Below are 13292 nucleotides of genomic sequence, written 5' to 3' on the forward strand. Positions count from 1 at the left end.
ACGGTCGCGATCGCAGCCGTCAGGGTCGTCTTGCCATGGTCCACGTGACCGATGGTGCCGACGTTGACGTGCGGCTTAGTGCGTTCAAACTTGCTTTTTGCCATTTCTGCGCTCCTGAGAAGGACTCGATCAGACTAGAAGAAGAAAAGAGGTGGTGCCCATGACGCGGATCGAACGCGTGACCTCTCCCTTACCAAGGGAGTGCTCTACCACTGAGCCACATGGGCATCGGCACGGGTTTGCAGGCTGCTTGCAGAGAACCACAAACCCGTGACGACACAAACTGACACTGCTTCGCTTCTCACCCAACTCTGGAGCGGGAAACGGGAATCGAACCCGTGTCATTAGCTTGGAAGGCTAAGGTTCTACCATTGAACTACTCCCGCCCGGGAGCCTTGCCACTTGACTTGGGATCGAGCTGCCGGACCAGCCGACAGCTCGAATCAAGAAAAGCGTTTGCCTTGGTGGAGGAGGCTGGATTCGAACCAGCGTACGCGTAAGCGGGCAGATTTACAGTCTGCTGCCTTTAACCACTCGGCCACCCCTCCGAGGCAAGCCCGCTACTGTAGCACAGCATTTTTCCTGCGCCAACAAATTTTCTGAAAATCTTTCAGGGCCATGGCCGCGAGCGCTTGGGCGCACCCAGACACCCATCCCGAAACGCCCCAGACCCCAGGGGGTTTGCCGGTGGCGAACACCCTGAACAAAGGACCGTTGGTCGCAGCCGGCTCTTTTGGACACACTTCTCCGCACCGGCCTCCGCAACAGCCCCCCATCAACTGAAGCCAAGCAGATTCACGAGCGAAAGATTCACGACCGAAGACAGGCTCCACACACGCAGGCGTTTCACGCAAGCCCAAGCCCATAGCCAGCCCTGTTCCAGCACAAGGCACGCCGCCCGCCCAGCAATACCAATGTGCTACCAAGATTGCGTGACAGTGGTCCGCAGCGCCAGTTTCACCCCACTCCTCTCGACTCAGCACGGGCGGCATGAGCAAGTACCAAAAAACATGGTGGCACGCTCGCCACAGCAGGGAAAACACGAACCGAAAAGTGGTAGCAAAGTGGCACTAGCGGGTCGTATAGTGGCATGGCATTGGTTGCATTCGTACGTCAAAGGAGGCACCAGGCTCAGACCAATTTGCAGATTGGTCTGCTGCCGGTTCCGCGTCTTAACAGGCCGACTCATCCATACCGGCCATATCGAGGAGCAGTTATGAAGGTCAAACAAAAGCCGATCGCGGCAGCGGTTTCGCTCACCTTGCTGAGCGTGACGCTGGCAGCGCAGGCTCAAACCGCAGAAACCAAGCCGGCCAAGCCTGAAGCCAATCAGCTTGAGCAAGTGGTCGTGACGGGTATTCGTGCTTCGCAAGAGAAGTCTCTGAGCGTCAAGCGCAATGCCGACACCCACGTGGATGTCATCTCGGCCGAAGACATCGGCAAGATGCCGGACAAGAACGTCGCCGACTCGCTGGCCCGCGTGCCTGGCGTGACCATTCTGAACAGCCCTTCGGGTGGTTCGGGCGGCTTTGACGAGCGTGATCGTGTGGGTCTGCGCGGCACCAACCCCAGCCTGACTCAAACCCTGCTGAACGGCCACGCCGTGGCAAACGGCGACTGGTTTGTTCTGGACCAGACCGGCTCCGGCGTCGGCCGCAGCGTCAGCTATTCGCTGCTGCCCTCCGAGCTGGTGAGCCGCGTGGAAGTCCACAAGAGCGCCCAGGCCTCCGACACCGAAGGCGGAACGGCCGGCTCGGTCAACATCATCACCCGCAAGCCGCTGGACTTCGCCAAGGCCCTGACCTTTGAAGCCAGCGTCGGTGCCGTGCATGCCGACCTGCCCAAGAAGACCGACCCGCAGCTGAGCGCCCTGCTGAACTACAAGAACGATCAGAAGACCTTCGGCGTCTTGGTGCAAGTTTTCAACGAAAAGCGTTCGCTGCGTCGTGACGGCGTCGAAACCCTGGCCCATGACGGCTTGATCGCGCTGCAGCCCTTCACCGACCTGGGCAATGGCGACGCCTTGATCGCCGCCCACCCGCAATTGAAGGGCGCGACCTTCCCCAACTTGATGGGCTCCGCCTACTTCACGCAAGAGCGTGAGCGCAAGGGCGGCCTGATCAGCGCCCAGATCAAGCCGACCAAGGACATCGACCTGACCCTGACCGGCTTCTCGTCCAAGATGGATGCGGACAACTACAACCGCAACTACCTGCTGTCCAACTGGTGGTCGCTCGGCCGCACGGAAGCGGGCCGTGAAGGCACCATCTCCAACATCACGGTGGATCCCACCACCAAGATCCTGACCAGCGCCAGCTACACCTTCACCAAGCCGATTGAGATTGGTGCGTATGACCTGATCTCGCGCAAGGCGTCGGCCGAGACCGGTTTCGTGAGCCTGGACGGCTCTTGGAAGGTCAATGACGCGCTGAAGTTCAAGGGCAATGTGGGCACCTCCAACGGCAAGGGCAAGACCCTGCGCCAGGACGTGTTTGAAGGCGCCATCATGGGCACCGCCTCCAGCTTCAAGCTGAATGGTGGCAGCTCGGCTCCCTCCTTCAGCATCACGCAAGCCCCGGCTGTGGACGGTGTGACCTACCCGATGGACTGGGTGTTCGGTGACCAGAACGTCGTCGTTCAAGACAAGGAAACCTGGGCCCAAGTGGACGGTGAGTACGCGCTGGACGCAGGCATGCTGCGCAGCCTCTCCTTCGGTCTGCGTGGTGCCGAGCACAAGCGCTACACCGATGGCCCCATCGTCGGCCAAGGCCCGGGCCCGGACGCCGGCAAGAACCCCATCAAGGACAGCGAGTACACCGGCGCCTACCCGAGCAACTTCGGCTCGGGTCTGGGCAGCGGCTTCCCGACCAACATCCGCTTCCCCTCGGCTGAAGCGATGGCGGCCTGGGGCGCGAAGTATGCCAACCGCAACCCCGAAACCCGTCGTCGCCTGGACGCCGAATACTCCGTCAAGGAATCCGTCAAGTCCGCTTTCGTGCAGGGCAACTTGGAAGGTGAAGGCTGGAGCGGCAATGTGGGCCTGCGCGTGGTGAACACCAAGACCACGACTCTGATCTGGGTGCCCACCGCCGACAAGACCAAGCCGGGCTGGGCAGCTTCGCCCTGGTACGCCGAAGGCGGCGCCTATCAGGAATACAACAAGCACAGCTACACCGACCTGCTCCCGAGCGCAAGCGTCCGCATCGACGTGACGCCGAAGGTCGTGGCTCGTCTGGCCCTGTCGCGTACCCTGACTCGCCCGGACTACACGGCGCTCTCGGCTGCTCGCAACCTGGGTGGCTACACCGATGCGACCGGCAAGACGATCGGCACCGGCAGCGCCGGCAACCCGGATCTGGATCCGATCCGTTCGACGAACTTTGACGCCAATGTGGAGTGGTACTTCGCACCGCGCGCCTTCGTTTCGATGGGCGCCTTCCACATGCATCTGGGCAGCTACATCACCGAAGGCGTCAAGCGCGGCACATACACCACCGACCTGCGTCAGACCGTGGGCGGCCCCGTGGTGCCACCCGGCACGTTCGTGACGGCCCAGTTCGATCTGCAAACCCAGATCAACAAGAAGGCCAGCGTCACGGGCCTGGAGTTCGCGTTTGAAACCCCGGTCTTCCAGAACTTCGGCGTCAGCGGCAGCTATACCTATGCTGACGCGCACGATGAAGACGGCAAGGACCTGCGCGGATCGGTCAAGCACTCGGCCAATCTGGGTGCTTACTTCGAGAACGACAACTTCTCGGCCCGCGTGAACTACGGCTACTCGTCCAACAACTACCTCGGACGTGACCGTGGCAGCCGTTACTACCAACAAGGCGGCGGCGTCCTGTCGGCCTCGCTGGGCTACAAGTTCAACGACAACTTTGCGCTGAGCCTGGACGCACAGAACTTGAACGACCCGACCCTGAAGTACTTCGGTGACTTTGAGTCTCAGCCGCGCGCCATCTACAAGAATGGCCGCCAGTTCTACCTGACCGCACGCATCAAGTACTGATGCACCAGGGCGCTCGCGATGCCTTCGGGCTTCCGCAGTGCCCAGGTTGAACCACAATCAAGGGGGGGCGTGTTCATCACGCTCCCCTTTTTACTGGCGACTTGCTCATGGCCGACACTGCCACCGTTTTCAACCAACAACTAAATGCACGCCCGGCGGGCGGCACCACGGACGCACCGCCACCGGTTCGCCACGTCTGTGTGGTCGGCGGCGGAACAGCGGGCTGGATGACGGCCTTGATGCTCGCCAGTACGGCCTATGGGCCGCGCTTGCAAGTGACCGTGGTCGAGTCACCGCAGGTGGGCATCATCGGTGTGGGCGAAGGGTCGACGCCCTGGCTGCGCGGTTTCTTCGACGGTCTGGGCATTGAAGAATCAGAGTGGATGCCCGCCTGCAACGCCACCTACAAAAGTGGCATCACTTTTCAGAACTGGTCCACCAAGCCGGGCTTCGAGCGCTATTTCCACCCCTTCGCGTCGATGCTGGACAACATGACCATGCATCAGTTCGTCGACAACGTGCACGCCCGGCTGGAAGGTGCCGATGTGCACGCCCACCCTGACCGCTTCTTTGTCGCTGCGGCGCTGGCCCGTCAGGGCCGTGGGCCGCGAGCCCAACACAGCTTTCCCTTTGACATCTGGTACGGCTATCACTTCGACGCGACCCTGCTGGGGCAGTTCCTCGGGCGCAAGGCCGTGGAGCGCGGAGTTCGGCATGTGCAGCGCCATGTCACACAGGTGCAACTCAACGAGCACGGTGACATCGCCCGCCTGCAACTCGATGGCGAGCAGTCGGTGGAGGCCGATTTCTTCGTCGACTGCAGCGGCTTCGCGTCGCTGCTGATCGGCCAGGCGCTGCAGACACCCTTCATTTCCTACGCAGAAAATCTCTTCAACGATGCGGCCATCGCCATGCCGACCGAGTTGCAGGGGCCGATCGAGTCGCAGACCATGTCGACCGCCTTACGTCATGGCTGGGCCTGGAAGATTCCACTGACCAACCGATATGGCAATGGCTATGTCTACAGCAGCGCACATTGCTCCGCCGACGAGGCCGAGACCGAATTGCGTCGGCACCTGGGTTTGCTGGACGCCGACACACCGGCCCGGCACCTCAAGATGCGCGTCGGCCGTATGGCCCAGCAATGGAATCGCAACTGCGTGGCCGTGGGCTTGTCTCAAGGCTTCATCGAACCGCTCGAAGCCACCGCGCTGCTGTTCGTGCAACGCACCGCATCCATGCTGGTGGAAGCCCTGGAACAGGGCGATGTCGGCCCGGCCGCACAGCACAAGTTCAACGAGGGGATGGCCTCTCGCTTTGAGAACACGCGGGACTACATCGTCGCTCACTACAAGACCAACTCCCGCAGCGACACGGACTACTGGCGCGCCAACGCTGCAAACATGAACCTGTCGGAATCACTGCAGACTGTGCTGATGACCTGGATGGCGCGCAAACCTCTGGCTGCAGCGCTGAAAGCAGGGCGCTGCGGACACGGCTACCCCATCGTCTCCTGGTACGCACTGCTGGCTGGCATGGGCATCTTTCCCGAAGCTGAAGACCTGCGCCCGCCCAGTGCGCATGAAGGACGGCATCGCCTCGATGCGGTGGACGACTTTGTTGCACGCAGCAGCCTGAACTTTCCGGACCATCGCGAGCTGCTGGCCAACATCCCGCCGCGCGTGGGCGACAAGACCTTGCAGCTCTACCTCTGGTAGCGGCCGCAAGCCGCAAGAGCACCTCAGACCTTCAGAAAGTCCGCCAGCTCTTTGCGGAGCCTCGCCTCGGTACCGGCATCGATGCGGCCGAACAGATGACGCTGCGGTTCCGGGATATGGGCCAGCGCCTCCGCTTCGGCGCCAAAGACATAGTGCGCGAACAGCGCCAGCCAGGCCTGGCGTTCCGCGGCCGGCAGGTGGCGAAAGGCAAGCATGGACAAACGCATCGCTGGCAGATGCAGATCATCCTTGCGGCCCGGCGCAGGGGCCGGCCGCCACCAGTAGTTCATCAGGATGTTGAGCTGCGGTGCCAAGGCTTCGACCTGATGGAACCAGAGTGGCGGAATGTAGATCGCATCGCCGGGTTCCAGCTCGGCCACCTGAGCCTGCTCCAGTGCTTGCTGAACCAGCGGGAAGCTTGCCGGATCGGCCTGGTACAAGTCACGAACCACCGACATCGGCGCCTGCGTCGGCGCATGATCGGGCGGGCCCATATAGAGCAAGGGCGCGCATTGCGGCGGCAAAAGAGTGAAGCGGCGCCGGCCTGCCGCGACACAGGCCACATTGTGCGAGTCATCGAAATGCGCAGGCACAGTGGCACGGTTGCCAATCCAGATCCGTGGGGGCGCGAGCGCCGCATCCAGCAACGCAAGCTCGTTGGCCTGCGCCAGCCCTGGCAAAGCCTCCGCCACCGCCACACTCTGCACGGCCAGGCTCGGCGGATCCGGAAAATGGCTGTAGCGCCACAGCTGCTCGAACAGGGTGGCAAGCGGCCGCTTGTCATGCATGAAATTGAAGCCGTCCAGCTCTGGCCGGTAGCCAAAGGCGCGCACAGGCTCGGGCTTGGCCAGCAAGGCATCGACCGGCTTGCCTTGGTCAAAGCCCATCAAATAGCGCAGACAGGGCTCAAGCCCCGCCCGCCCCTGCTGCACCAGGGGCCAATGCGCGGCCACACCGCGCAAGACCACCGGCTCATAGGCTGGCAGCACCTCGCGCTCGAACTGCGTGCGGCTGATGCTGCCTAACTCCTTCATCGCTTGCATTGAACTCATCCTCGTTCGGTCTCAGGATCGCCGGGCCAGCGCACCACGCCAGGGCTCAGGAATATGCGCACTGGGATCAAGCTCGCGCTGCACCACATAGTGATTGAACAGGGCCGCCCAGGCCTCGCGTTGCGCGGCAGGCAGCGCATTCAGCACCTGGATCGCCTGCATCAGCGTGGCAGCCGGACTGGGCAATTGCGGCTGCCCCTGCACCGGCCACCAATAATTGATCAACAAATTGACCTTCTCCAACGCTTCGACCTGGTGGTACCACAGCGGAGGTATGTACAGCGCATCACCGGGCTCCAGTTCAGCCACAGAGGCCGAAGCCAGCGCCTCGCGGTAGCGCGGATAGCGCGTCAGATCCGGCGATTGGGGGTGAACGACCGAGATGGGCGCACCCGATGGGGTGTGCTCCAAGGGGCCGATGTAGAGATTGCTCACCTGTTCAGGTGCGAACAGGGTGAAGCGCCGACGCCCGGCCACCACACAAGCCACGTTGTAAGGATGGTCGTGGTGCACCGGCACGGTGAGCGCATTGCCCAACCAAAAATTGGGCACCACACCGGGCAAGGCCTGCAATCGGTTTTCCTCGCTGAAACCCGGGATCACCTCACTGACCTTGGCGCACTGTGCCGCGATCGCGGGGGCCCCATGCACCGGCAGAAAAGCCTTCAAGTTGGCGATGAACTCCCCCAAGCTCATGCGAGCTTTGACGAAAGAAAAGTCAGTCAGGCTTTCGTTGTAGCCCATCACCCCACGTGCAGCGGCGCGGGTCTTTGTGGCGACCACCAAATGCCCCCGATCAAACTGGCCGAGGTAGTCGCAAATGGCCGTCTCGCCTTCGCGGCCTCGATGCACGGCCGGCCATTGGGCGACCAAACCCCTGAGAACCAACGGTGTACGCCGAGCCTCCAAACGCTCGCGCAGCACTGGCTCGTCCTGAGCCGTGCAAACCTCCACTGACTTCATCCATGCCCCTCGACGCAATGCGGAAAAAACAGGCCACCGCCCGGTTTGATGATCCTAGTGCGCCTCCAAGACTCAGATCGCGAGGATGCAACAACAGGGTAAGCACGGGCCCTTAATTGGTAGCATAGTGGCACCATACATTTTGCGCATTGGTATTTCATTGGTTGTTCGTTTTTGGGCAGCCGAGATCGAACCAGTCCATCCGGCCATCGCAGGCCCCGGTCCTCACCCACAAAACATGCCGGACCGTTTCCGACGCCGGCCACACCAAGGAGCATTCATGAAGGTCAAGCACACGCCGATCGCCACTGCGGTGGCTCTGACACTGCTGAGCACGGCGCTGGCCGTGCAAGCGCAGCAGGCCGACGCCACCAAGGCCACGGACTCCAGTCAGCTGGAGAAGGTGGTGGTCACCGGCATCCGCGCCTCGCTGGAATCCGCCGTCAACATCAAGAAGAACGCCAGCGCCGTGGTGGACGCGGTGTCGGCCGAAGATGTGGGCAAATTGCCCGACTCCGACGTTGGCCAGTCGCTGGGCCGGCTGCCGGGTGTTTCGGTGGGACGAGCCTTCGGCCAGGGCGCTTCGGTGTCAATCCGGGGGTCGGACCCGCAGATGACCTACACCACGCTCAATGGCCAGACCGTCGCATCGACGGGTTGGTATGACCAAGCGACCGTGGATCGTTCATTCAACTACTCGTTGCTGCCTTCCGAGCTGATTGGCGGCATGGAGGTCTACAAGTCTTCCCAGGCCGACTTGACCGAAGGTGGCATTGGCGGAACCGTGATCGTCAAGACGCGCAAGCCTCTGGACCTCAAGCCGAACTCGGTGTTCGGTGGCGTCAAGCTCGGCAAGGGTACGGTCAGCACGGACCTCTCCAAGGATGTGGCTGGCTTGTACAGCTGGCGCAACGAAGCCAAGACCTTCGGTGTGCTGGTGGCCGGGGCGATGGAGAAGAGTGAGTACGTTCGCCGCGGTATCGAGTCGGACAACAGCTGGGCTGGCGACGTGGCTCCTGCCACTTTCGTTCAGGACCGCAAGCGCAATGCTGTGAACGTGACGCTGCAGGCCAAGCCCAGCGACAACATCGAGCTCGGCCTGAACTATCTGAACCTGGAGCTCACCGGTGACAACCTGAACAGCAACCACTACCTGTTCTTCGGCCTGAACGAAGACCCGGGCCAGGTGTCGAACTGCACGCAGAAGAACGCTGCGGGCCTGTGCGTGGCCGGCGACTACGGCATGAACGGCAAGACCAGCCCGATCAACACCTTCATGCAGACCTGGGCTCGCCGCGGCAAGATGAGCTCGGACAGCCTGGTCCTGAACGGCAGCTTCAAGGCCGACGGCTTCAAGCTGGATGCGCTGGCGGGTGAAACCAAGGCCAAGGGTGGCACCAGCCACACCATGAACTACGGGTTCGGCTGGTGGGACGACGGCTTCGGCACCCCCAACCTGCCCAAGTTCAAGGGCACGATCGATGCTACCGGCAAAGAAGTTGTCATCTCTCCGGCCAGCTCGATGGATGTCTCTCTGTCCAATCTGCCCAAGCAAGTGCTGCCCACCGGCTGGGCACGGGACCTGCAGCAGCCGAACTCGGACAAAGAGCGCTTCGCCCAGGTCGATGGCACGTTTGATCTCGATTGGAACGGCCTGACCTCATTCAAGGCAGGCCTGCGCGCCACACACCACAAGTACGAGCAAGACGGCATTCGCGCGACCGGATGGAAAGCCACGAAGACGCCCGGCAATGTGAGCGATCTCTACGGCAACGGCACCATCAAGATGGGCACCAATGGCTGGTCCTTCCCCGGTGCAAACCTCGATGCAATGGAGGCGATCTACACAGCCAATACTGCGGGTTGGACCCAGCAGCGCTCGAGTTTCGGCCAGATCGAGGAAAAGAACACGGCGGCCTACGGCATGTTCGAGTTCGAGAAAGCCGGCTGGCGCGGCAACTTCGGCCTGCGCTACATCCACACGAATGTGACGGGCCGTGCCTATGTGTTTGATGGCAAACCGCAGCCCGATGACATCCCGAACAACTCGGGCTGGAGCAAGAACATCAGCGAGGAGAAGGCCAGCTACAGCGACTGGCTGCCGAGCCTGAATGCGGCCTACAACCTTGATCGCAACACGATCCTGCGTGTTGCAGCGGCCAAGGCCATTACACGCCCCAACTTCGACCGGATGCTTGTCAAGCAGGCTGGCTATGACGACGATCGTGCGGGCAACGAGAACATGTTCTACGGCTCCGTGGCTTTGAAGCCGCAATCGTCGAAGCAGTTTGACTTGGGCATCGAGTACTACTACGGGCGCGGCAATATGGTCGCGGCCACCCTGTTCCATAAGAGCATCGACAACTTTGGCACGGCCATCGTCAAGCGCGACCAGAAGCTGAACGTGGTGGATCCGCTCAGCAAGGTCGACAGCTGGACGACCACGACCTATGTCACCGGCGGCGGCGCGAAGATCAACGGCCTGGAACTGCAGCTCAACCACAGCTTCGCCAATGGCTTCGGCTTTGCTGGCAGCTACACCTATTCAGATGCCAAGGCACCTGCCAACAGCTATCCCGATGAGCTGACGGTGTTCACGGATTCTTCCAAGCACAACATGAACCTGGTCGGGTTCTATGAAACTGCGGATTACTCTGCGCGTCTGGCCTACAACTGGCGCTCCAAGTACATGATTCGTGAAAGCGGCTACTACAACTACCGCATGCACGATCCCTACGGTTCCTTGGATTTCAGCGCCGGCTGGAACATCAACAAGTCGCTGCGCCTGACGTTTGAAGCCGTCAACCTGCTGAAGCAAGACGATGTGCAGTACGGCGTCGCCGCAGTGGACAACAAGAACGTGAAGTCGAACATGAAGCTCGGCTATCCCGCTTGGTCCTTCATGGGTGAAACAAGCTACCGCCTCGGTCTGAGCGTGAAGTTCTAAGACCCGCTCGCCCCGGCATTCAGGCCCGGCAATGCCGGGCCTTTTTTTCGTCTTGCAGTCGCTCTGGAACGGCTGTTTGGCCCGCCCGCGATCGCCGGGCGCCTCCAGCAAAGACTAGCGTCCCGCCGCGCGACGCAGGCCCCGCAGCCAGTCCTCATGCGATGGCAAGGTCTTGAGCAGTTGCCGGGTATGGGCGTGGATCTGCGCCAGCTGTTCGGCACCATCCTGCCGCTCCAAGTCGGAGATCGGGAAGCCTTGTGTCGCGAAGTGCATGCCGTAGAGCACGTACAGGAAGTTCTCGACATTGAACAGCTCAAACCGGCTTGAAAAGTCGGTGGAATGGGGCGGCAGCAAGCGCCATTTGGCAAGCCGCTCCCTCAGCACGGCCGAGAGATGGGTCGGGCATCGCTGCGCACGCCAGAACTCGGAATCCTCGCGATCCGAGAGGTGGTAGTGCAGCTGCACAAAATCGATCACGCGCTCCCAGGCATACCGGGTCGCTGCATTGAAATGCCCCCGCAAGGCGCCGGCATCACCAAGCTGGCGCGGGAAATTCTTGGCCAGCAGGTTGGCACTGAAATCGGTCAACAGGATGGACGTGGCCTCCAGTGGCTCGACAAAGCCTTGCGCCAAGCCCAAGGCCACGCAGTTGTGCGTCCAGAACTCCTGCCTGAAGCCGATCTTCATCGCGATCTTGCGTGGCTCGAAGCCTTGAAGCGGACGTCCCAGGTAGCGGGCAAACGCCTGGACGGCGGCATCCTCGCTCATGCAACTGCTGGCATAGACAAAGCCCGTGCCGCGCCGCTCGGTCACCGGAATGTCCCAGATCCAGCCCGCTTCATGGGCGCGCGCCAGGGTGTAGGGTGGAATCGCTGCACCGGGCTCGAAAGGGACTTGCTGCACCAGCGCCGTATCGGTCATGACCTGGTGAGACTTGTCGACAAAGGGCACTTTCAACACCTGCTGGGTCAGCAATGAAGCAAACCCACTGCAATCGACATAGAAGTCAAAGGCCCATCGCTCGCCATTCTTTGTTCTCAGGGCTCCGATGTCGCCATTTGGCTGGCGCTCGGCGCCCAGCACCGTCGCCATGCGATGCTTGACGCCAAAGCGTTGCTGCGCATTGCGCGCCAGCAGCTTGGCGAATTGATGCGCGTTGACGTGGTAGGCATAGTCAACCTCCCCCTCGTAGGCGCCCGATTCGACCCGCTTGGGGCAGCGTCCGGCCTCGGACAGCCCCGCACTCATGGACACATGGTGGAAGGCTGGCGCCTCATGGCCCTGTTGCACCCACCACGGAGCGATGTCCACACCACCAGGGAACGGTGTCGCGAACGGGTGGTAGTAGAAGTTCTCGGGGCCATGCCGGCCCGCATCCAACCAGCCCTGGAACTTGATGCCGGTCTTGAAGGTGGTCTCGCAAGACAACAACAGCTCCGCCTCGGAGATGCCAAATCGGCGCAGCGCCGCCTTGATCGAAGGCACCGTGCCCTCGCCCACCCCGATGATGGGCACATCCTCGGACTCGATCACAGTGATCTCAACCTCAGGATCGGCGTGCAACTCGCGGCCGAGGTGGTTGGCAGCCAACCAACCGGCGGTGCCGCCGCCGATGATGGCAATGCGTTGGGTCTTCATGGGCATGTTGATTCGGAATCAAGCCGACGTGAGCGGGTCGGCCAGGGTTGCCATCGTGACTGGTATTTTATTGGTCGCCATGTGGGAATACCCCGCCTCGGGGCCGCTCACATGCCCGACCGGACACAAGGCCGGCGCCGCCGACAAGCGCCATCGTTCTGCCTGGAACAGGCTCGCATCCCAGGAGCGGTGCGGAGCAGAAGCACGACAGATGCAGGGTGGCGTTCAGCCGTCGAGCACGCCGCCGAACTCCGCCGGAGCAGGGGCTGAGCCCCGAGGTTTCACTGAATAAATTGGACTTACATTGGTATACATTTCATCTCCTAACTGGACAGCTGTACGGCCGGTTTCGTAAGCCTCCGGGCCTGGCCATTGCCAAGGCACCGGACAGAGCAGAAGTGTTGCTGGTGGCCCAACGAGCCCTGTCGGCGCAGACCGACGGCCCAGCCACCGGCGGTGCCGGAGGGATGCCATGGACATGTTGATTCGGCTTTACGACCTGCCTTCGCGCGGGCGCTATCAGCCTTGCCTGGACGAGTTGGCGCTGGACCTGCGCCGCGCCCGTTCCTATGAAAAGAGCCAGGTGCTGGACTGGGTCAGACAGCATTTCAGCCGCGGCTGGGCCGACGAGATCAGTGCCGCCTTTGCGCGTGACCCGATCAGCCTTTTCCTGGCCATTCGCGAAGGGCAGATCGTCGGCTTCGCGGCCTACGAGGTGACTTGCCGCGGCTTTGCCGGCCCCATCGGCCTGCACCCCGATCTGCGCGGCACCCAGCTCTGCCATGCGCTGAGCAATTGCGTCTTCCATGCAATGGCTGACGACGGCCATGCCTACGCCGTGCTCGGCGGCATACGCCCCGACTTCGCCCCGCTGCAGCGCCGCTACTTCAAGGCGGTTGAAATCCCGGGGTCCACGCCGGGCATCTACACCAGCCGGCTGCTCGGCGCCGACAGTTGAGCGCGCC

At 61.9% G+C, this 13292-nt stretch carries 8 protein-coding genes and 3 tRNA genes; 4 read left to right on the forward strand and 7 right to left on the reverse strand.

Annotation, left to right across the window (positions count from 1 at the left end; all coding sequences use genetic code 11):
- The 4 genes from AC1Q6P_RS10430 to AC1Q6P_RS10445 all read right to left on the reverse strand — a co-directional run.
- The coding region (locus AC1Q6P_RS10430) for a GTP-binding protein (RefSeq protein WP_310388397.1) at positions 1 to 104 on the reverse strand (104 nt) is incomplete at its 3' end.
- 48 nt (positions 105 to 152) lie between these two features.
- Positions 153 to 227, reverse strand: a tRNA-Thr gene (locus AC1Q6P_RS10435).
- An 85-nt stretch (positions 228 to 312) separates the two neighbouring features.
- A tRNA-Gly gene (locus AC1Q6P_RS10440) sits at positions 313 to 386 on the reverse strand.
- 76 nt (positions 387 to 462) lie between these two features.
- A tRNA-Tyr gene (locus AC1Q6P_RS10445) sits at positions 463 to 548 on the reverse strand.
- Between the two features lie 668 nt (positions 549 to 1216).
- Here AC1Q6P_RS10445 and AC1Q6P_RS10450 point away from each other — a divergent pair.
- Both AC1Q6P_RS10450 and AC1Q6P_RS10455 read left to right on the forward strand, forming a co-directional pair.
- Positions 1217 to 4009, forward strand: a complete 2793-nt coding sequence (locus tag AC1Q6P_RS10450; protein WP_492665149.1) for a TonB-dependent receptor — start codon at positions 1217 to 1219, stop codon at positions 4007 to 4009.
- A 107-nt stretch (positions 4010 to 4116) separates the two neighbouring features.
- Entirely contained in the window at positions 4117 to 5727 is a 1611-nt protein-coding gene (locus AC1Q6P_RS10455) for a tryptophan halogenase family protein (RefSeq protein ID WP_492665150.1), read from the forward strand.
- Between the two features lie 23 nt (positions 5728 to 5750).
- On the opposite strand, the gene AC1Q6P_RS10460 is transcribed toward AC1Q6P_RS10455, so the two are convergent.
- Positions 5751 to 6779: a cupin-like domain-containing protein gene (locus AC1Q6P_RS10460; RefSeq protein ID WP_492665151.1), complete on the reverse strand. Its 1029-nt coding sequence runs from the start codon at positions 6777 to 6779 to the stop codon at positions 5751 to 5753.
- A 12-nt stretch (positions 6780 to 6791) separates the two neighbouring features.
- Entirely contained in the window at positions 6792 to 7742 is a 951-nt protein-coding gene (locus AC1Q6P_RS10465; protein ID WP_492665152.1) for a cupin-like domain-containing protein, read from the reverse strand.
- Positions 7743 to 8022: 280 nt separating this feature from the next.
- Here AC1Q6P_RS10465 and AC1Q6P_RS10470 point away from each other — a divergent pair, with 280 nt between their 5' ends.
- Entirely contained in the window at positions 8023 to 10689 is a 2667-nt protein-coding gene (locus AC1Q6P_RS10470; protein WP_492665153.1) for a TonB-dependent receptor, read from the forward strand.
- 114 nt (positions 10690 to 10803) lie between these two features.
- Here the strand turns inward: AC1Q6P_RS10470 and AC1Q6P_RS10475 are convergent, their stop codons facing one another.
- Positions 10804 to 12327: a tryptophan halogenase family protein gene (locus AC1Q6P_RS10475; RefSeq protein WP_492665154.1), complete on the reverse strand. Its 1524-nt coding sequence runs from the start codon at positions 12325 to 12327 to the stop codon at positions 10804 to 10806.
- A 472-nt stretch (positions 12328 to 12799) separates the two neighbouring features.
- Here AC1Q6P_RS10475 and AC1Q6P_RS10480 point away from each other — a divergent pair, with 472 nt between their 5' ends.
- On the forward strand, positions 12800 to 13285 hold the full coding sequence (locus AC1Q6P_RS10480) for a GNAT family N-acetyltransferase (protein WP_171829033.1): 486 nt from the start codon (positions 12800 to 12802) through the stop codon (positions 13283 to 13285).
- Positions 13286 to 13292: the final 7 nt, after the last annotated feature.

This window comes from Roseateles sp. GW835-FHT13E02 (assembly GCF_058794035.1).

Excerpts from the sequence above, each read along its gene's own strand:
- AC1Q6P_RS10450 (WP_492665149.1), top strand. The coding sequence starts at position 1,217 with ATGAAGGTCAAACAAAAGCCGATCGCGGCAGCGGTTTCGCTCACCTTG.
- AC1Q6P_RS10475 (WP_492665154.1), bottom strand. The coding sequence starts at position 12,327 with ATGAAGACCCAACGCATTGCCATCATCGGCGGCGGCACCGCCGGTTGG.
- AC1Q6P_RS10480 (WP_171829033.1), top strand. The coding sequence starts at position 12,800 with ATGGACATGTTGATTCGGCTTTACGACCTGCCTTCGCGCGGGCGCTAT.
- AC1Q6P_RS10460 (WP_492665151.1), bottom strand. The coding sequence starts at position 6,779 with ATGAGTTCAATGCAAGCGATGAAGGAGTTAGGCAGCATCAGCCGCACG.
- AC1Q6P_RS10465 (WP_492665152.1), bottom strand. The coding sequence starts at position 7,742 with ATGAAGTCAGTGGAGGTTTGCACGGCTCAGGACGAGCCAGTGCTGCGC.
- AC1Q6P_RS10470 (WP_492665153.1), top strand. The coding sequence starts at position 8,023 with ATGAAGGTCAAGCACACGCCGATCGCCACTGCGGTGGCTCTGACACTG.
- AC1Q6P_RS10455 (WP_492665150.1), top strand. The coding sequence starts at position 4,117 with ATGGCCGACACTGCCACCGTTTTCAACCAACAACTAAATGCACGCCCG.